General features: G+C 75.0%; 16 protein-coding genes. 6 read left to right on the top strand and 10 right to left on the bottom strand.

Features of this window, described 5'->3' with window-relative positions:
• The first annotated feature begins 62 nt into the window (after positions 1–62).
• Positions 63–881 (top strand): hypothetical protein, encoded by an 819-nt coding sequence (locus ACQZOG_RS14770; RefSeq protein ID WP_033276602.1) that lies wholly within the window; start codon positions 63–65, stop codon positions 879–881.
• Positions 882–917: 36 nt separating this feature from the next.
• Here ACQZOG_RS14770 and ACQZOG_RS14765 read toward each other — a convergent pair whose 3' ends face one another.
• From ACQZOG_RS14765 to ACQZOG_RS14755, 3 genes are all read right to left on the bottom strand, one after another.
• Positions 918–1,193 (bottom strand): hypothetical protein, encoded by a 276-nt coding sequence (locus tag ACQZOG_RS14765; protein ID WP_193454405.1) that lies wholly within the window; start codon positions 1,191–1,193, stop codon positions 918–920.
• Positions 1,194–1,243: 50 nt separating this feature from the next.
• Positions 1,244–1,990 (bottom strand): GAF and ANTAR domain-containing protein, encoded by a 747-nt coding sequence (locus tag ACQZOG_RS14760; protein ID WP_382002481.1) that lies wholly within the window; start codon positions 1,988–1,990, stop codon positions 1,244–1,246.
• A 412-nt stretch (positions 1,991–2,402) separates the two neighbouring features.
• Positions 2,403–3,746 carry a helix-turn-helix domain-containing protein gene (locus tag ACQZOG_RS14755; RefSeq protein ID WP_037640699.1) on the bottom strand — a complete coding sequence of 448 codons (1,344 nt, stop codon included), beginning with the start codon at positions 3,744–3,746 and terminating at the stop codon, positions 2,403–2,405.
• A gap of 97 nt (positions 3,747–3,843) precedes the next feature.
• On the opposite strand from ACQZOG_RS14755, the gene ACQZOG_RS14750 reads away from it, so the two are divergent.
• Positions 3,844–4,014 (top strand): hypothetical protein, encoded by a 171-nt coding sequence (locus tag ACQZOG_RS14750; protein ID WP_167338227.1) that lies wholly within the window; start codon positions 3,844–3,846, stop codon positions 4,012–4,014.
• 21 nt (positions 4,015–4,035) lie between these two features.
• Here the strand turns inward: ACQZOG_RS14750 and ACQZOG_RS14745 are convergent, their stop codons facing one another.
• From ACQZOG_RS14745 to ACQZOG_RS14725, 5 genes are all read right to left on the bottom strand, one after another.
• A complete protein-coding gene (locus tag ACQZOG_RS14745; protein ID WP_033276600.1) occupies positions 4,036–5,403 on the bottom strand; it encodes an extracellular solute-binding protein in 1,368 nt (455 codons plus the stop codon).
• Entirely contained in the window at positions 5,403–8,054 is a 2,652-nt protein-coding gene (locus ACQZOG_RS14740; RefSeq protein ID WP_359596513.1) for a vWA domain-containing protein, read from the bottom strand. Before ACQZOG_RS14740 ends, ACQZOG_RS14745 begins: the two co-directional genes overlap by 1 nt.
• A gap of 4 nt (positions 8,055–8,058) precedes the next feature.
• Complete coding sequence (locus tag ACQZOG_RS14735; protein ID WP_203550481.1) at positions 8,059–8,421, bottom strand: hypothetical protein; 363 nt, start codon at positions 8,419–8,421, stop codon at positions 8,059–8,061.
• Between the two features lie 9 nt (positions 8,422–8,430).
• Complete coding sequence (locus tag ACQZOG_RS14730; protein WP_403255396.1) at positions 8,431–9,570, bottom strand: hypothetical protein; 1,140 nt, start codon at positions 9,568–9,570, stop codon at positions 8,431–8,433.
• Between the two features lie 64 nt (positions 9,571–9,634).
• The gene (locus ACQZOG_RS14725; RefSeq protein ID WP_193467848.1) at positions 9,635–10,867 is read right to left on the bottom strand and encodes a PP2C family protein-serine/threonine phosphatase; all 1,233 of its coding nucleotides are present in this window, start codon (positions 10,865–10,867) and stop codon (positions 9,635–9,637) included.
• Positions 10,868–11,011: 144 nt separating this feature from the next.
• Here ACQZOG_RS14725 and ACQZOG_RS14720 point away from each other — a divergent pair, with 144 nt between their 5' ends.
• From ACQZOG_RS14720 to ACQZOG_RS14710, 3 genes are all read left to right on the top strand, one after another.
• Positions 11,012–11,452, top strand: a complete 441-nt coding sequence (locus tag ACQZOG_RS14720) for a hypothetical protein (protein WP_430741551.1) — start codon at positions 11,012–11,014, stop codon at positions 11,450–11,452.
• A gap of 549 nt (positions 11,453–12,001) precedes the next feature.
• Positions 12,002–12,961: a hypothetical protein gene (locus ACQZOG_RS14715; RefSeq protein WP_430741550.1), complete on the top strand. Its 960-nt coding sequence runs from the start codon at positions 12,002–12,004 to the stop codon at positions 12,959–12,961.
• Between the two features lie 413 nt (positions 12,962–13,374).
• On the top strand, positions 13,375–14,346 hold the full coding sequence (locus ACQZOG_RS14710; RefSeq protein ID WP_058916438.1) for an endonuclease/exonuclease/phosphatase family protein: 972 nt from the start codon (positions 13,375–13,377) through the stop codon (positions 14,344–14,346).
• Between the two features lie 61 nt (positions 14,347–14,407).
• Here ACQZOG_RS14710 and snpA read toward each other — a convergent pair whose 3' ends face one another.
• The gene (snpA, locus tag ACQZOG_RS14705; protein ID WP_033273172.1) at positions 14,408–15,088 is read right to left on the bottom strand and encodes a snapalysin; all 681 of its coding nucleotides are present in this window, start codon (positions 15,086–15,088) and stop codon (positions 14,408–14,410) included.
• A gap of 225 nt (positions 15,089–15,313) precedes the next feature.
• Between snpA and ACQZOG_RS14700 the strand changes: the two genes are divergently transcribed.
• Positions 15,314–16,237, top strand: coding sequence for a LysR family transcriptional regulator (locus ACQZOG_RS14700; RefSeq protein WP_163090659.1), 924 nt, complete (start codon positions 15,314–15,316; stop codon positions 16,235–16,237).
• 28 nt (positions 16,238–16,265) lie between these two features.
• Here ACQZOG_RS14700 and ACQZOG_RS14695 read toward each other — a convergent pair whose 3' ends face one another.
• On the bottom strand, positions 16,266–18,335 hold the full coding sequence (locus ACQZOG_RS14695; RefSeq protein WP_058916437.1) for a PhoX family protein: 2,070 nt from the start codon (positions 18,333–18,335) through the stop codon (positions 16,266–16,268).
• Positions 18,336–18,410: the final 75 nt, after the last annotated feature.

The following is an 18,410-nucleotide window of genomic DNA, read 5'->3' as shown; positions in this document are numbered from 1 at the left end:
AGCACGTCCACCACGACCGCCACGTCCGCCCGTGGACGGCCCGGCACCCAGGAGGCATCCCGATGACCCGTGCCCCGGCCCGTGCCCGCACCCTCGTCGCCTCCGCCCTGTCGGTCACCGTCCTGCTGATCACCGCGGCCTGCGTGGCCTACGAGCGGGACGTGCCGCGGGCGCTGCCCCAGGGCGTGACCGAGCCGCCCGCCGCGCCCTCGCCCTCCCCTTCGGCGACGGCGTCGTCCTCCGCGGTGACCGGAAGGTCCACGCCCGTGCTGAACGACGAGCAGCTGAAGGCCGCGCTGATCACCGAGGCGGACCTGGGCCCCCCGTGGGCCGCCGCCCAGGGGCCCGCGCTGTGGCGGGACGGCACGCTGAAGGCGACCGCGGACGACGGTGACTGCCGGCGGCTGCTGGAGGTCCTCTACACGGAGGAGCCGTTCGGCGTGCCGGCCGGGCCGCGCGCCTCGGTCACCCTCGACGACACCGCCGAGGGCACCCAGCTGCGCGAGCAGATCGGCGCGCACGGGCCGGAGGACGTGGAGCGCGCGCTGGAGTGGCTGCGCACGCTGCCCGAGACGTGCGCGCGGTTCCGGGCGAAGACGGCCCGGTCCGGCACGCAGGACGTCGAGGTGACGGAGCTGCCGCTGCCGGACACCGCCGGGGACGCCCGCGCCGCGCTGCGCGTGACGCTGACCGGCGGCGCACCGGACACCGCCCCGGCCCGCCTCACCGTGGACCTCGCGGCGGTCCGCGTCGGCGAGGACACGATCGTCCTCACCAACGGCGGCTTCGGCGAGGTGCGTGCCGAGGTCACCCAGGCGATGACCCAACTCGGCGCGGACCGCCTCGCGGAGGTCGCACGCCAGGGACGACTCCGGGTCTGAGGAGCCGGCACAGCCGGAGCGACGGTGCCGCCGTGGTCAGCTCATCGCGTCGACGGCCTGCTTGGCCTCCCTCAGGCCCGCGCCGGTGGTCTCGCGGTACAGCTTGATCGCCTGCACCTGCTTGCCGTCCCGCACGAGGGCGAGGATCTCGTCCTTCCTCGGCACCTCCTCCTCCAGACCCAAGTGCCGCATGACCGCGTCGAGTTTGCGCTCGACCCGGGCCACGCGGCGGTCGGAGCGGGTCAGCTGGCTCTGGATCGAGGCGACACCGAGGACCACGACGGTGGAGCAGAAGAGGATGGCTATGTCCATGACCACAAAGCCTAAGCCGTCCACGGCACTTGATCATCAGGGCCGGGCGGTCAAGGGGTGTCGAAACGGCGCCGGCGGGCGACCACGTCGAGGGCCGCCTCCAGCACGGTGAGGTCGTGCGCGAACGCGTCGCCGCGCAGCCGCGCCAGGGCCTCGCCGGCGCCCACGCCGAGCTGCGCCATGATCATGCCGACCGCCTGGTGCACGCGGTCGTGGTCGGCGGCCAGCCCGCTGAGCCAGCCGTCGCCGGCGTCGCGCGCGTCGTACGGCAGGTCGGTCAGCGCGACGGTCATCACGCCGGCCACCAGCAGGGCCACCTGCAGCTGGTGGTCGGTGAGGCTGCCGGGGGAGGCGCGGTAGAGGTCGAGGGTGCCGACGCAGACGGCGGTGGAACCTAGGGGCAGCGCGTACACGGCGCGCACACCGGAGCCGAGCGCCTGCTGCGAGAACACGGGCCAGCGGTCGGCACAGGAGCCGTCCTCCAGGTCGCGGGCCAGGACGGGCGCGCCGGTGCGCAGCACGTGGTGACAGGGGCCGTCACCGAGGGTGGCCTGGAGCTGCGCGAGCCGCGCCGCGCGACCTCCGGACGCGGCGAGCTGGAGGGGCATGCTGTCCCCGCGCAGCGACACCGAGGCGCCGTCCACGGGCAGCAGGTCCACGGCCACCGCGCACAACCGTTCCGGCGCCTCGGAGGGCCCGGCCCCGCGGAGCCCCGCCGCGATGGCCCCCACCGCCCGCTCGTACTCCCCGCTGTCCCGCCCACCCCCCGGGCCGTCCCCGGGCCGCACGCCAACCACATCCCCTCACCAGCAGAAACGCGGACCGACTACCCGGGGCGGCGCACCCGAAACCGGGGGACAGCGCAGGGCCGGGACCCGGTCGGGGATGGGATGCGGGGCGTGAGGATACGGGCGGGGACCCGGGACGCCGCCAGGAGCGCGAGCGCGTGCGGGTCACCGGCTTAAGGCGCCCACGCGGCCGCGGGCGTGACGGCCGGGCCGGCCGTCACAGCCCCGCGCCGGAGCGGGCGCGGGCCGGGACACCGGGGCACTGGCCGGAAGCTTCGACGCGGCGGGCGCAGGCGACGGGCGCGGGCCGGGCGCGCCGGTCCGGTGCGCACGGGCGGCATGCCCTCGGCCGACCGGAGCGGCGAGGCCGGACGCCGGTCCGGGGCGGTCGTCCGTCGGGGCCGGCTCCCGTCCCCGCCCCTCACACCGGAGGCTGCGCCGGCGCCGGCCCCAAGGTGGTCGTGCCCGGGGCCGTGCGGTGGCCCAGGCCTGTGCGGTAGGCGTCCAGGGCCGCCTCCACGCGGCCCGTGCGGCGGAGGAGGTCGCCGAGGAGGCGGCACAGGTCGGCGAGGTCGCCCGCCGCGCCCGCGCGCTCCAGCAGGCTGAGCGCGCGCACGTAGTGCTCCTCCGCCTGGTCCGTGTCGCGGGCGTCCTCCGCGATGATGCCGAGCAGCCGGTGCGCGGCCGCCGCGTGCACCGCGCCCCGCTCGGGCGAGAGCCCGCCCAGCACGTCCCGCAGCAGCTCCGCCGCCTCCTCGGAGCGCCCGCGCCGGTGCAGCACGTCGGCCAGTTCGACGGTGAGCTGGCTGCTGTACAGGGTCGCGCGGGCCGCGGACAGCATGTGCAGCGCCTCCCGCATCTCCGCCTCGGCCCGCTCCAGTTCGCCGTTCTGCGCGTACACGTAGCCGCGCATCCAGTGGCAGTTGGCCAGCTCGGTGCGCAGCTGAAGGCCCCGGTACAGCTCGGCCGCCTTGGCCAGCGACGCGTCCGCCTCAGCGAGACGGCCCTCGGCGAGCAGGGTGCGGGCCACCGACCGGTGCATGCGCGCCACCAGCGCCGGGTCGCCGGACTGCGGGGCCAGCGCCAGCGCGAACTCCGCGGCCTGCGCGGCCCGCGCGTGCGCGCCCATGTCCATGTAGGGCCCGATGACGCTGGCGTACAGCAGCAGCAGCGCGTCCGGGTCGTGCAGCCCGCCCCGGTTCAGCTCGTCGATCGTGCTCTCCAGCAGGTACACCGCGTACCGCAGCTCCCCCGCGAGGTAGTGCGCGACGGCCCGGCCGCGCAGCGCCGGCACCCGCGCCGGCAGCGGGGCGTCCGCCAGCCGCGCCTCCGCCTCCTCGAAGTACCGCCGCCCGTCGGCGAGGTCGCCCGTGTCCAGCGCGCACTCACCGAGCCCGAGCAGCGCGGCGGCCTGCTCCTCCGCCAGCTCCTGCGCCTCCGCCTCGGCCAGCAGCCCCGTGTACTGCTCCACCGCCGACTCCGCCTCCCCGACGGCGAGGGCGCGCTGCGCCTCGGTCAGCCGCAGCCGCAGCTCGGTCACCCGGCGCGCCGACCGCCCGGTCGCCAGTTCGTCGAACTCGACTCCGAGCCGCTCGGCGAGATGCCGCAGCGCGTCGTCGGAGGGGCGCACCCGGCCGGCCTCCAGGGTGGAGATGTAGGCGGGGGTGTACACCGGCTCCGCCAGCTGTTTCTGTGTCAGTCCGCGCGCCACGCGCAGTTGCTGCACCCGCCGCCCGATCGTGCCCGGCTCGTCCCGCTCCCCCATGCCAACTCCCCCAGTGCCCCTTGCCGTTCGCGTCGGACAGCCCCTAGGTTAAACCGCGAATTAATTCTGCTTAACCCGTCGCTGTTGCGAGGTCGCCGTGCTGCAACGCACCCGCCCCACCGAGCGTTACGCCCGTGGCTTCATCGCGGCTCTCGCCGCGGTCGCGGCGCTGGTCCTGGCGGCGAACGCGGGCCCGGCCAAGGCGGCCGCCCCGGACGCCGGCTCCCGGACCACCGCACCGGCGGAGGTGGAGGCCGCGGAGCGGTAGGGCGACGGCCACGGAGACACCTCAGCCGGGCAGGGCCCTGCGCAGCGCCTCGTCCAGGCGCCGCGCCGTCCTGTCCAGCTCGTCCTCATCGGCCGAGCCCGTCTCGACGAGCGGGCCGAGCTGCGTGATCAGGGTCTGTGTGAAGGCGCCGTAGAGCGGTGTCCTCGGGCGGTGCACGGCCCGCTCCAGCGCCTTCCTCAGCTTCAGGTCCGAGAGCCCGGGACGTCCCCCGTCCCCGCGCGGCACCTCGTCGGGCTCCCCCGTCGGGGACGGCGCGGGAGCGGCGGAGATCTCCGCGGGGCACCGCGGCGAACGGCCGTACGCCGAACCACGGGTCGCCGCGAACCCGGCCTCCAGCAGGCAGCGTTCGCTCTGCCGCCCGGTGAGGAACCGGATCAGCTCGGTCGCCTTCCGCGCCCGCTCGGACGTCGTGGTCACTGCCAGGTTCTGCCCGCCGAGCACCGCCCGGCCGGGCAGCGGCGCGACCCCCAGCCGCTTCCCGAAGGCCCGGTACAGCGTCGGGTAGGCGGAGGGCCAGGCGCGCAGGAAGGCCGTACGCCCCACGGTGAACTCGCTGGTCGACTCCGCCTCGTCGTGCTTCTTCGCGTCGGGGGAGACGTACGCCGGGTCGACACGGCGTACGAGTTCCCGCACGCCCCGCCGCAGTTGTTCCACGTCCCCCGTGTAGCGGCCGTCCTCGTCCACCAGCCTCAGGCCGGGCACCGCCGTGGCGAACGCCTCCATCGCGTTGACCGTGCGGCCCTCGTACGGGTCGAGCTGGGTGGTCCAGCCGTTGGCGAAGTCCTCGGCGCCGAGCCGGTGGTCCAGGGTGGTGATGTGCCCGCGCAGCTGCTCCCAGGTGAAGCCCTCCGGGACGTACGGCTCCTCCACTCCCGCCTTCCGCAGCAGGTCGGCCCGGTAGTACAGCAGGCCGACGTCGCTGTTGAACGGCACCGCGTAGACCTTCCCGTCCCACCGGGCGGTCTCCGCGACCGGGTCGATGACGTCCGCGTCGACGAGGTCGTCGGGCAGCGCCCGCACCAGCCCGGCCTCCGCGAACTCCGGCACCCAGGTCACGTCCAGGTTCACCACGTCGTACCGGGCGCTGCCGGACTGCAGGGCGCCCAGCAGCTGACTGCGCTGCTCGTCGGCGCTGCCCGGCAGCTCCACCAGCCGCGCCTGGTACTGGGAACCCGCCTTCTGCTGCGCGCGGTTCCACGCGTCGATGAGCCGCTGCCGTACGCCGTTGCTGCCGGTGACGTCCCGGCCGCTGGCCACGACGATCGTGCCGGGTTTCTCCTCGGCGGCCGGTTCGGGCGTCCCGCCCCCGCCGCCCGTGCAGGCGGCGAGCAGCAGCAGCGCCAGCAGCGCGGTGAGCCGTCGCGGCATCAGTCGTCCCCCGTTCCGATGCGGGCGATCTCGTCGTGCAGGGCGGCGCCCACGTCGTCCCCCGCGTCCAGGCAGCGCCCGCCGCTCACCTCGGCGATCCGCTGGTCCGGGCGGCCCTCGTCACAGCCTCCGCTCCCCAGGACGGCCACGGTCACCGGCACCCCGCCCGCCCCGGCCCGGTCCAGCACCTCCCGCAGCCGTCCGCCCTCCAGGTACGTGCCGTGCCGGCCGTCGGTGATGTGCACGATCATCTGGGGCCGGCCGTCGTCCCCCCGGTCCTCCATCTCGTCGAACGCCGCGAGCAGCGCCGCGTGCGGGTCGGCCGAGGCGTCGCGCACCCGGGCCCGCTCGTCGACGGCCTCCTCGGCGTCCCGCCGCCAGTGCCTGCCGAACCCGAGCAGCGTCTCGTACGGGCCGTCGCCGGTGTCGGCGACCGCCCAGACGCCGTACTCGTCGTCGGAGCCGAGACCGCCCAGCGTCTGCCGCAGCAGACCGGGTCCGCCGCTGGGTCCCTCCCACAGGCCGGCCATGGAACCGGAGCTGTCCAGCAGGAACAGCACCCGTCCGGGACCGCCGTACGCCTGGTAGGCGCCGAGCGCCCGCTCCATCTCGTCCCGCCCGGCCGACGCGTCGAGCGGGCTGGGCGCGTACGACACGACGTCGAGGTCCACGTCCTCGTCGATCGGCTCCAGGCTGTCGGGGTCACGGAACCCGTACCGGGCGAACACCTCCTCGCCGCCTTCGCCGGCCAGCCAGTCGCGGAAGGAGGCCACAGCCGCGTCCCGGGCCGTGGCGTCGGTCTCGCCGCCGTCCCAGCGCACCCGCACGAACACCGGGTCCATGCCGGGCACGTCGGCGGGGTACAGCGCGGTGCGCGGGGCGCGGACCGTCCCCTCGCAGTCGACCCCGCTGATGAGCAGGAACTCCGGCACGAGCGCGGCGGTGCGGTCGTCCACGGCGTCGTCCTCGGGCAGGGCGCACAGAAGATCGCCGGCCGTGGGGGAGGGCGGTCCCGGCTGCCGGACCATGGTCTCCCCGCGGGCCACGGCCGCCGTGTCGCCGTACAGGCCGACGGTGGCGAGCAGTCCGGAGTCGGTGAACTCGGGGTCGGGGCGGCGCACGCCCGTGTCCTCGGCGCGCGCGGTCAGCGCCTCGATCATCTCGGTCAGGGGCCGTCCGGTGACCTCGTTCAGCGGCTCGGGCGCGAGGCGCGACGGCACGGCGAGCACGACGGGGGAGCGGGCGAGGGGCCGCTCCCCCGGCTCCAGCTCCGCGACGGCGTCCGTGTCCTGCTGCTCCAGCACCCGGTCGACCTCGGCCCGGGAGGCGGGGATCCACACGTCCGGCTGCGGGCCGATGTCGCGCTGCGGGTCGACCTCGTCGGCCCCGGGCTCCTTCCAGGCGTCCGTGTGCCGGCGCAGCGCCTCGACCACGTCGGAGGAGCCCGCGCTGTAGACGGTGATGCCGGTGCGCCGGCAGCCCGCCTCGGTGGTGTTCGCCTCGGAGGTGAGGTAGGCGTCGGCGGCCGTGCGGAAGGTGTCCTCCAGGTCCGGGTCGGTCAGCACGCGCAGTTCGAGCGGCGGGGCGCAGTGGGTGTCGTCCCCGCCGGCCAGGCCCAGCGGCCCGTACAGGCCGACGCCGAGCATGCCGAGGGCGACCAGCACCGGCAGGGCGAACCGGAGCAGGATGCCTCTGGACGGCCGCTTCCCCCCGCCCGCGCCCCGGCGGGCGTGCTGACGCCGGCGCCGCGCACGGGACCACGTCGCCGCCAGGGCGCGCGGGCGCCGCCACAGCGCCGCCGTCCACGCCGGCAGCCGGCGGCGCGGACGCGGGGAGGGGCCCGGCGGGCCGGGGTCGGGGCCCGGGCCCGCCGGGCCGGAACCGCCCGGCACCAGGAGCGGAACCTCGGGGCCCTTCCTGCCCAGCGTCACCTCGGCGCCCGCGTCGGCGCGCAGCTGCGGCTGCCACGGTTCGTTGCGCAGGGTGCGGCGCTTCTGCTCGGCCATGCGCTGCCGCAGCAGGGCGGTGAGCCGGGAGACGGTCGTGCCGCCCTCCCGGCCGAGCAGCTCCGCCAAGTTCTCCGTGTACGGCGTGGGAGTGTCCGGGGCGCCCGCGTCGATACGGTGGTTGGCCTGCACGCTCATCAGCAGCACGACGCGCCGCTTGTCCTCGAAGTGCTCCCACACGCGGGCCGCGTTGCCCGCGAAGCAGCAGTCGAGGACCACCACGATGCGGTCCGCGCGGCTCGTGGCCAGCACCGTCCCCATCAGGTCGCTGAACGACACGGCGGCGTTGAACACCGTGTGCTCGCCGGCGAACACCTGGGCGTCGCACAGCTGCAGATACAGCTCGTCGCCCCCGCTGGGGATCGCCCCGTGCCCCGCGAAGTAGACCAGCAGCAGGCCGCTGGCCTCGCTGGCGACCCGTTGCAGCTTCCGTGCCGCCTCGGCGAAGTCCGGCGACGACAGCGGAACGATGTCCTCGTGGGTGAACACCCCCGCACGCACCAGCGCCTCGCGCAGCACGGGCAGGTTGTTCTTCACGGCCGGCAGCTTGCCCGACACCCCGTGCGGGGGCTCCGTGTAGCGGTAGTCGGACACACAGATCAGCAGCGCACGGTCCATCGGCTCCCCCGCGTCCTCGGGCTGCACCGGCCTACCTGTCGTCGCGGTTCACCGGTTCGACTCTGCCCTGCGGCGGTTCGCCGTCCTCGACCTGGCGGCGGTTGTCCCGCCAGGCCCGCACACCGTTCCTGACCTGCTCCAGCAGTTCCTGGAACACCACGGTCGCGCCCGCCGACGTGACGGCAATGATGATTTCCTGGCTGGTCCCCATCGGCGCGCCGCCGCGGTCGGTCGCGGGCCTCTCGAAGAGCCGCAGCCTGCCGTCCCGCAACAGGTCGTCCAGCGGCTTCTCCCGCTCCAGCCAGTTGCGCAGGGCGGTGACGTCACCCTCCGTCGCGTTCCCGTCCAGCCGTATGCAGATGTCCTGGTCGGCCACTCCGTCCCCCTCAGCCATAACTCCCCATCATGGCACTGCGGTTGCTCCCTGGGGAGGGTCCGTACGCAGGTGTCCTGCGGGCATCGCCCCGCGCCCCTGCACCTCACGCAACCGGCGCCGCACGTGCTCCGCGGCCCCCTCCCGGCGCCCCGGCACCCGGCTCCTCAACTCCACCAGCCGCATCCCCAGTTCACATACCCGCACCGGATCGTCGACCCGGCCCCACTGGTGGTGCGCGCGGTCCACGGCCGCCTCCACGGCGGGCGCGTCGGCCGGCTGCCCGGCGGCCAGCCGGGTGCCCGCCAGCGCCATCCACGCACCGCAGCTGCGCGCCGCGTCGCCCGCCAGCATCGCCAGGTCCGCGCGGACCTCGGTCCAGTGCAGCGCCTCCTCCGACACCGGGCCGTGCGCGAGCCCCGCCGCCTGCTCCAGGCGCGCGGCCAGCGCGTCCGCCTCCGCGTGCCGTCCCGCGCGCACGGCCGCCGTGACCGCCGCGTGGGGATCACCCGGCAGCGGACCGCGCTGCGCCAGCACCAGGTCCGTGCCCGCGCCCTCCGGCGTGATCCGCGCCAGCGTCCGCTGGTGCAGCTCCTCGTCCGGCAGCCGCCGCCCGCTGCGCAACAGCGTCGCCAGCGCCTTCATGTACGCCGGCGCCGCCACACCGCGCCGCGACGGCGGGGGTGCGATGCGACCGTAAACGGCGGCGTCACGGCCGCAGTCCAGCGGGAACGGCCGGCCCGGCGCGGGCGGCTCGCACAGCGCCCGCCAGGTGTCCGCGTCGGCGTGCAGATCGAGGAACAGCGTCGTCGCGCCCGCCGGGCGCAGCCGCAGCTCGTCCCGGAACCAGTGCCAGGGCAGCGCCGTGTACCGCACGGTCGCCGGGGTGGTGCGGGCCAGCGCCAGGTGCGGCAGCCGCTGCCTGCGGTCCAGGCGCAGCTCCCCCGCCACGTACACCGTCAGCGGGCCGGGCGCCGCGGCCGCCGCGCGCAGCCGGGTCAGCACCGCCTGCGGCTCCAGGGGGTCGGCCAGCTCCACGACGTTCGCGGTGTCCGCGCCGGACAGCACCGACGGGGGCACCGCCGCGAGCACGGGGAGCACGGACGCCGCGTCCACCAGCCGCCCACGGCCCAGTGGCGACGCCGCGAGCAGCAGCACGGTCCCGGGCATGGTCCCCTCCCCCTGTCGATCACCCACGGCAGCACCGTAACCGCTGCGGTCGCAAACGGGGGCGTCACAGCGGTGAACGTCCCCCTTCGCCACGTTCGACCCCCGTGTCCCTGCCGCCGGCCCCCGTGTCCCTGCCGCGCCGCACCGCGAACACCGTGGTGTCGTCCGCCAGATGCCCCCGGCAGTGCCGCAGCGTCCCGTCCCGTACGACCAGCACCAGCCGGCCGGGGGCCATCAGCCGCGGGTCGGCGGCCACCGCCCGCCGCACCTCCTCCGCGACCTGGAAGAAGTGCCCCTCCCGGTCCCGGGCCTCCGTCACCCCGTCCGTCACCACCAGCAGCGTCTCGTCCAGGCCCAGACGCACCCGGCGCACCGGGAGGCTGCCGGGCGCCAGGTCGCGGTAGCCGAGCGGCAGCCCCCCGGCCACCGGCAGGCGCCGCACCCCCGACGGACCCACCGCCAGTGGGGGCTCATGGCCGAAGACGACCGTGTCGACGGCGTCGTCCTCGTCCGCGGGGAACGAGAGCAGCACCGCCGTGGCGAACCGGTCGCCGTCCGCGCGCCCCAGGGCGGTCGTGTACGCGCGGTGGCGCACCATCCGCGCCTCCAGCCGGTCGGCGACCACCGCCAGGTCCCCCTCGTGGAACCCCGCCTCACGGAACGTGCCGAGCAGCACCGCCGCCGTCTCCACCGCGCCAAGGCCCTTGCCCTGCACGTCCCCGACGAAGACGCGGGTGCCGTGCGGTCCCGGCTGGATGTCGTAGAAGTCGCCGCCGACCCGGGCCTGGGCGTCGGCGGTGAGATAGACGCCCGCGTGCTCCAGGCCGCCCCAGCCGGGCGGCAGCGGCCGCAGCACGGTGCGCCGCACCGTGTCCGTCACGTCCCGCATGTGCAGCGCCCGCCGCTCCCCGCGCACCCGCACCGCGCACGCCGCCGTGGCGAGGACGCCGCCGAGGGCCACCAGGATGAAGTCGGGCAGACCCGCCTGGAACTGGTGCGGCCAGGCGTTGTCGACGACGGTGTACGCGCCCATCGACAGCACCGCGAACACCGCCGTGCCCCACACCCCGCACAGCGCGGCCGCGATGCCCGGCACCAGCACGATCCAGGAGATGATCCGGAACTCACCGGTGGTGTTGTAGTCGGCCACCGCGATCGCCACGAGCAGCAGCAGCGGAGGCACCCAGGAGACACTGCGGCCTCCCACGCGCAGCAGCTTCTGGCGCTCCATGACGTCACCCGGCCCGGCCGTCGGGTACGGCTCGGGCAGGGCGTGTCCTGTGGTGGCCGGACTCACGGCCCCAGCGAAACACGCGCCCGTGACGGGCGCATCCCCTCCCACCGGGGTTTCCTCCCTGCGCCTCCCTCGGGCGATCGAGTTGCCGCGGGGGCCCGGCAGGTGTGCCCTGGATGAACGGGGGACGGAGGAAGGAGTGCTCCCATGGCGCACGCTGCGCCCCGGAACCGGGGCATGATCGAACAGGGCCGCACCACCGACGTCTTCGACGCCCGCACCCATCGCGCGGCCCGGATCGTCCTGCCCGTCCTCGCGGCGCTGATCTACGGCTTCTGGGCCGCGGCGAACCGGCGCTACGGCGGTCCCATCACCGGCTGGAACCTGTTGTTCGGCTTCCTCACCGCGCTCGTCTTCGCCGTCGTCCTCGTCACCCTGCTCACGGTCGCCCCGAAACTCCACCGCGGCCTCCACGCCGTGGCGTGGGCCGCCTTCGCGGGCATCGCGGTCGGCTTCCTCTTCAGCCAGTCCAACGGCAGCATCTACCGTTCGGTCGCCTTGGGGGTGGGGGTGATGGTCGGCACGTTCTTGCTGCTGTTCTACCGCTACTACACGAAGGAAGACGCGGAGGGGCACCGCCGGGAGTAAGGCGGTTCGTGCGACGCCCCCGCCGCCTGCGGGCAGTCGTGCCGCTTGGGGCGATGGGGGTACCTCCCGCTCGAGCGAAGCCGAGAGTGGGGGAGGGTGGGCGCAGGCGGCACCTCTGCAGCGCACCTTGCTTGGACCCGCGCCCGTGACGGCAACCCGTCTGCCTGGAAACCGTCGTGCGCCGACTGCAGCCCGTCGTGGGCTGATCGCGCAGTTCCCCGCGCCCCTAGGGCGCCTGGCCTGCGGGCGTCGTGCCGCCCGGGTGACGGGGGTGCCCCGGCCGCCTGCGGGCAGTCGTGCCGCTTGGGGCGATGGGGGTACCTCCCGCTCGAGCGAAGCCGAGAGTGGGGGAGGGTGGGCGCAGGCGGCACCTCTGCAGCGCGCCTTGCCTGGACCCGCGCCCGTGACGGCAACCCGTCTGCCTGGTAGCGCCGTCTACCGACTGCAGCCCGTCGTGGGCTGATCGCGCAGTTCCCCGCGCCCCTGGACGCCTCCCCGTTCGGGGGTGCCCCGCTCGCGTCCGCGGGACCAGGCAGGTTGCCTGAATACGTGGCTTCGGGGAGCGGCACCCAACGGGTGCGGGACAGGATCGGCGCGGCATGCGTCGCCGTCGCCTGCCTGCTCATGCCCCTCGGCATCCTCGCGACCTGGGCCGCCTTCGGCCTCGCCGACACCGGCCGCTACGTCCGCACCATGACCCCCCTCGCCGCCGACCCCGCCGTACGCGAGGCCGTCGCGGACGCCGTCGGCGACGAGGTCGTACGGGAACTGCAGACACGGACCGCCGACGACACCTCCGTCGGCCCCTTCGTCCGGGACGCCATCGAATCGTTCACCCGTACGGACGCATTCCGCACCGCGTGGGAGGCCGGGAACCGCGCGCTCCACGACGCGGTGCTGGACGCCCTGCGCGACGACGCGCCCTCCGCCGGACCCGTCACCGTCGACCTCGCCCCCGTCACCGCACAGGTCAAGCAGCGGCTCGAGGCCGACCACATGCCCTACGCCCACCGCATCCCCGTCGAGCACACCGACATCCCCGTGGTCCCCGCCGAGGAAGTGGCCGGGCTGCGCCAGGGGTACCGGCTGATGGACGCCGCCGCCCTGTGGCTGCCCCTCACGGCCGTCGTCCTCGCCGTGACCGGCGTCGCGAGCGCCGCGTCCCGCCGCCGCGTCCTCATCGCTGCCGGGCTGGGGGCAGCGCTGGGTGGCGCCCTCCTCGCCCTGGCGGTCGCGGCCGGTCGTCGGCTGACCCTGGCCGACCTCCCGGACGACGTCCACCGGCCGGCGGCCGGCGCGGTCTACGACGCCCTCACGGGCACCCTGTGGACGGCGTCCTGGTCGCTCCTCGCCGTGGGGGCGGCAGTCGCCCTGACCTGCTCCGCCTTCCGCCGCAAGCACGGCACCCCCGAACCGGACAGCGCCCCAGGGGCGCGGGGAACTGCGCGACCAGCCCCCCACGGCCCGCAGCCGGCACACGGCGTCTCCCGGCAGACGGGTTACCGCTAGGGACGCAGGTCCAACCAAGGCACGCTGCACAGGTGCCCGCGCCCCCCGTCGCACCAGCGACACGATGCCCCCGGACCAGCCGCCCCAGGGGCGCGAGGAACTGCGCGAACACCCCCCCCCACGGCCCGCAGCCGGCACACGGCATCTCCCGGCAGACGGGTTACCGCTAAGGACGCAAGTCCAACCAAGGCACGCTGCACAGGTGCCCGCGCCCACCCCCGTCGCCCCAGCGCCACGATGCCCCCAGCCCAGCCGCCCCAGGGGCGCGGGGAACTGCGCGACCAGCCCCCACGGCCCGCAGCCGGCGGACGGCGGATTTAGGCAGGCGAGTTGCCGCCAAGGGCAAGGCGCGCTGCCCAGGTGCCGCCTGAGGCAAGATCGGACCCGAACCCGTTCGACAGGAGGCGGCGACTTTGGAGACTGCGGGGGACGGGGCCGCACGGCCGCGGCGTCCAGGCGCCTGGCTCGCCGCCCTGCTGTTCGCCGGCGTGAGCGTGGTCGTCGGCTGCCGCGCGGCCGACACCGACGCCGTCACCCCCGTACCCCAGCTCCTCGCGTTCCTGCCCTGGCTGCTGCTCCCCACCGCCGTCGGCCTCCTCCTCACCCTGCGGGCCCGCCGGTGGACCGGCGCCGTGTGGGGCGTCGCCCTGCTCGGGCTGCTGGCCTGGTACGTCGAGCCGTACGGCAAGACGGACGACCCGGCCGGCCCGCCCGTCGCCCAGCTGCGGGTGCTGACCGCGAACGTGGAGTACGGCAGGGCGACCGGCCCGCTCGTCGACGCCGTACGCCGTGAGAAGCCGGACCTCGTCTTCGTCCAGGAGTGCGACCGACGCTGCGGCGCCGTCCTGGAGCGCGGCCTGTCCGCGACCCACCCGCACCGCAGCGCCGTCGACGGCGACGGCTCCAAGGGCTCCGTCATCCTCAGCCGTCTCCCGCTCACCCCCACCCCGCCGGTCCCCGGCACGATGGGCATGCCCGGCGCCACCGCCGACGTCGGCGGCCGCACCGTACGTCTGCTGCTGGCGCACCCCGTGCCGCCGTTCCCCGACCAGGTGCCGGTGTGGCAGCGGGAGCTGGCCGGGCTCCGCGACGCGGCACGGGCCGCACGCGACGTGCCGACCGTCCTCGCCGGTGACTTCAACGCCTCCCAGGACCACGCCGCGTTCCGCCGCATCCTCGACACGGGACTGCGCGACGCGGCCCGTCTCGACGGCGCCGACCGCACGCCGACCTGGCCCGCCCGCACCGCCCCGGCGTTCGGCGCGCAGATCGACCACATCCTGGTCTCCGAGGAGTTCGCCGCGGACCGCGCCCGCTTCCTCGGCCTCGGTGACAGCGACCACCGCGCGGTCCTGGTCGACCTCACCCTGCACGCCGGCCGGTGACACGGCGGTGCGGGCCGCCCCCGCGGAGGGGACGGCCCGCACCGGACGGGACACGCGCGGATCAGCGGCCGGACTTCTCCAGCGCCTTCTCCGCCTTGTCGAGCGCGGCGGCGAAGCCGTTGGCCCACAGCTGGTCCACCCGCGACCGCTCGGCCGAGTTCGGGTAGGCGTTGGTGCAGGACGGGCCGGGGCCGCCGCCGGACATCAGCTCGCTGCACGGACCGGAGTAGTTGTCCGGCAGACCCAGCACGTGACCGGTCTCGTGCGTGGTGACCCGCGTCGAGTCGTAGGTCTGGTTCTGGGCGTAGTCGAGGAAGACGTAGCCGCGGCCGTGACCGTCGGTCGACGCGTACGAACCGCGCGAGTCGTTGCCCTCGCGGTACGAGAAGTCGGCGCCCGAGGTGCCCGACTGCAGTCTCACGTTGGAGACCGAGCTGTTCCAGATCGAGGCGCTTTGGGCTATCTGGCTGGCGAACGTCGGCGCCTGGGAGGCGTTGTAGACGACGGTGACCGCGGCGGCGCCGGTGGGGTCGGCGGCACGCTTCTCGGCGACGGACTTCAGCACGGCCTCGAAGAACGCGCGGTTGGCCGCGGCCTCCTCGGACGAACCGGCGTACGTGGCGTACGAGCCGGCGGGTGCGAGGGGGGCCTCGGCGGCGCCGGCCGGGGCGGCGCCCAGACCGAGCGCGGTCAGGCTCAGACCGGCCGCGGACAGCACGGACAGGGGCATGCGCAGGCGCATCGATGACTCCTTCGGTGGGGGGTGAGTCACGTGTCACCGGTGAGTGTCCGCGCCCGTACGGCGGCTGTGATGATGGCAACCGGTGATAGGACCGCGCTATCGCCCGGGTCCGGCCATGTGCCGCACACCACCCGGGATCCGGTGTCGCAGACGCCCGACTACGCCTGCACAGGCGGGGTTTGGGTGTCTGGTGAAACCTGAACTTCCCGCTTACCCTCCCAGGACATGGAGCTTGAGGTCCGGCACCTCAGGGCACTGTGCGCGATCGCCGACACGGGCAGCCTGCACCGGGCCGCACGCCAGCTCGGCGTGGCCCAGCCCTCGTTGAGCACGCAGCTGCGGCGCATCGAACAGGAGCTGGGCGGTGCCCTGTTCGTCCGCGCGCGCACGGGCTGCCGCCCCACCCCACTGGGCCGGCTGGTGCTCAGCCGCGCCCGCCCGCTCGTCACCGAGCTGCGCTCCCTGGTCACCGAGGCCCGCGCCGCCGCCCTCGGCGGCCGCCAACTGCGCCTCGGCTCCACCGCGAGCCGCGCGCTGGCCGGCTGGCTGCGCCGCCTGCGCCGGCACTGGCAGGAACCCACCCTGCACATGGACGTCTCCGCCAACGCCCTGCTGCGCATGGTCGCCGACGGCCAGCTCGACGTGGCGTTCGTGCACGAGGTGGAGGGCTGCCCGCTGCGCGTGCCCGACGGGCTGCGCACCCGCGTCCTCATCGCGCGCGAACCGCAGTTCGTGTCCCTGCCCGCCGACCACCCGGCCGCGGCCCGCCCGGTCGTCGACCTCTCCGACCTGTCCCACGACCGCTGGATGATCGACCCCGCGGTCGACGGCGAGTGGGACGCGGTACGGCGCATGCTGCGCGAGGCGGGGATCGACCCGCCCGTGCTGCACGGCGACTACCACACGGCGGCGTCCCTGGTCGCGATCGGCGAGGTCGTCACCGTCTGCCAGCCGACCTCCCCCTCCCGCCCCGACACGGCCGTCCGCCGCATCGCCGGCGACCCGCTGGGCGTACGGCTGCTGCTGGCGGCGCGTACGGACACCGAGCTGGAGGGCGTCTACCCGCACCTGGCGGACGCCTACCAGGAGGTCGCCCGGCAGGCGCCCGCGTACCGCGAGTGGCTGGAGGAACTGGTGCCGGGGGCCTGAGCGACCCCCGGCCGTCACCGGTCCGCCGTCAGACGCCGATGTCCCGCCCGTCCGCGCGCCACACCGCGACGACCGCCGGACGGACGTACGAGCCGGGACCGTCGGGCCAGGTGCTGGCGGGACGCGCCACGGACGCCCCGTCCACCTCGCCCGGGTGCTGCACGGCCACCAGCACCCGTCGGTCCTGCACGACGGGGCCGCAGGTCTCGGCGCCCGTCGGCACGGTCAGGAACTGCTTCAGCTCACCGCGCCGCTCCCCGCGCGTGGCGACGCCGAAGAGGCCGTCGTGGGAGCCGAGGGCACTGCCGTCGGTGGAGATCCACAGGTTGCCGTGCGCGTCGAAGGCGACGTTGTCCGGGCAGGAGATCGGGCTGACGGCGTCCTTCGGGAACCCGGCGAAGTAGGTCGACGGGTCCTCCGGGTCGCCCGCGACGAGGAACAGCGACCAGGCGAAGCGGGTGCTCTCCGGCCGGTTCCACCGCTCGGTGAGCTCCAGGACGTGGCCGTGCTTGTTGGCGTGGCGCGGGTTGGCCTCGTCGGCCTTGGGGTTGGCGCCCGTGCCGCGGCTGGAGTTGTTGGTCAGCGCGACGTACACCTTGCCGGTGACGGGGTTCGGCTCGATGTCCTCGGGCCGGTCCATCTTGGTGGCGCCCACATTGTCGCCGGCGAGCCGCGTGAAGACGAAGACCTCCTCGGCGGTCATGCCCTCCACGTGCGAGACGGCGCCGTGCGCGGTGGCGGTGGCCAGCGGGATCCACTCGCCGCTGCCGTCGAACTCGCCGTCCCTCGGCAGCTTGCCCGTGCCGTCGATCTCGATCGCGGGCGAGTCTCCGGTCAGCTTCGCGACGTAGAGGGTGCCCTCGTCGAGCAGGGACAGGTTGTGCTCGCGGGCCGCGCGGCTGTTGCCGTGCCGCATCCGCTTGCTGCCGACGAACTTGTAGAAGTAGTCGAACCGCTCGTCGTCGCCCGAGTAGACGACCGGCCGCCCGTCGTGCGTGAGCCGCACGGTCGCCGCCTCGTGCTTGAACCGGCCGAGCGCGGTGTGCTTGCGGGGCGTGGAGTGCGGGTCGTACGGGTCGAGTTCGACGACCCAGCCGAAGCGGTGCGCCTCGTTCGGCTCCTGCGCGAGGTCGAACCGCTTGTCGAACCGCTCCCACTTGCGCTCGGTCGCGCCGGTGCCGATCCCGTACCGCTTGTCGGTGGCGCTGCCGCCGTTAGCGAAGTACTGGTTGAAGTTCTCCTCGCCGTGCAGGGTGGTGCCCCACGGGGTGGTGCCGCCGGAGCAGTTGTTGAGGGTGCCGAGCACGCGGGTGCCGGTGGGGTCGGCGGAGGTCTTCACCAGGTCGGACCCGGCGGCGGGGCCGGTGAGCCGGAACTCGGAGGTGGCGGTGAGCCGCCGGTTGAGGTGGTGCCGGCTCATGGCCGTGAGCCGGCCGTTCCCGCGGTCCTCCTCCACGGCGACGACGGCGAGCCCGTGCGCGGCCCAGGCGATCTCCACCTGCTCGCGCGTCGGGTTCTCCGGGTCGTAGTCCCGGAACATGAGGATCTCGTCGGTGTACTCGTGGTTGGCGACCAGCAACTGCCGGTTCCGCTCGCCCTTCAGCGGCAGCAGCGCCAGGAAGTCGCAGTTGTAGCCGAACTGTCCGGCCTGCGCGCGGGCGCTCTGGCGCTCGGGGTCGAAGGCGGGCGCGCCGCGCAGGACGGGCTCGCCCCAGCGGATGACGACGTTCTGCCGGTAGCCGTCCGGCACGGTGACGGCGTCACGGGTGTTGGGCGGGACGGGGGTGAAGCGGAGGCCGCGTGCGCCCTTGTGCGGATGCGGCCGTCCGTGCGCGGCCGGGGCCGCTTCCGCCTGCGGCGCGGCGGCGACACCGGCCGCGCCGGCGCCTGCGGCGGCGACGGTCACCACGGCGGCGGCCCGCATCACCGAACGGCGGCTGAGGGCGCCGGCGACGACGTCACCGACGTACTCGTTGTCACTGGTGTTGGGCACCTCGTGGAAACAGGCGTCACCACACCGGAAACGGCAGGTCAGGGCGGACCGGCCGGCGGGGTGCGGGCCGGACGGCGTTCCGATCAACGGCAGCAGCTTGCGCACGTGTTCTCTCCTTGGCGTGCCCGGGGTGTCAGCGCGACCGTAGGAGCCCGCGGGTGCGGCGACCGGGCGCGGGAG

Source organism: Streptomyces sp. P13-3-3, assembly GCF_050571355.1.
Taxonomy (GTDB): domain Bacteria; phylum Actinomycetota; class Actinomycetes; order Streptomycetales; family Streptomycetaceae; genus Streptomyces; species Streptomyces althioticus.
This window is presented reverse-complemented; position numbering and strand designations above follow the sequence as displayed.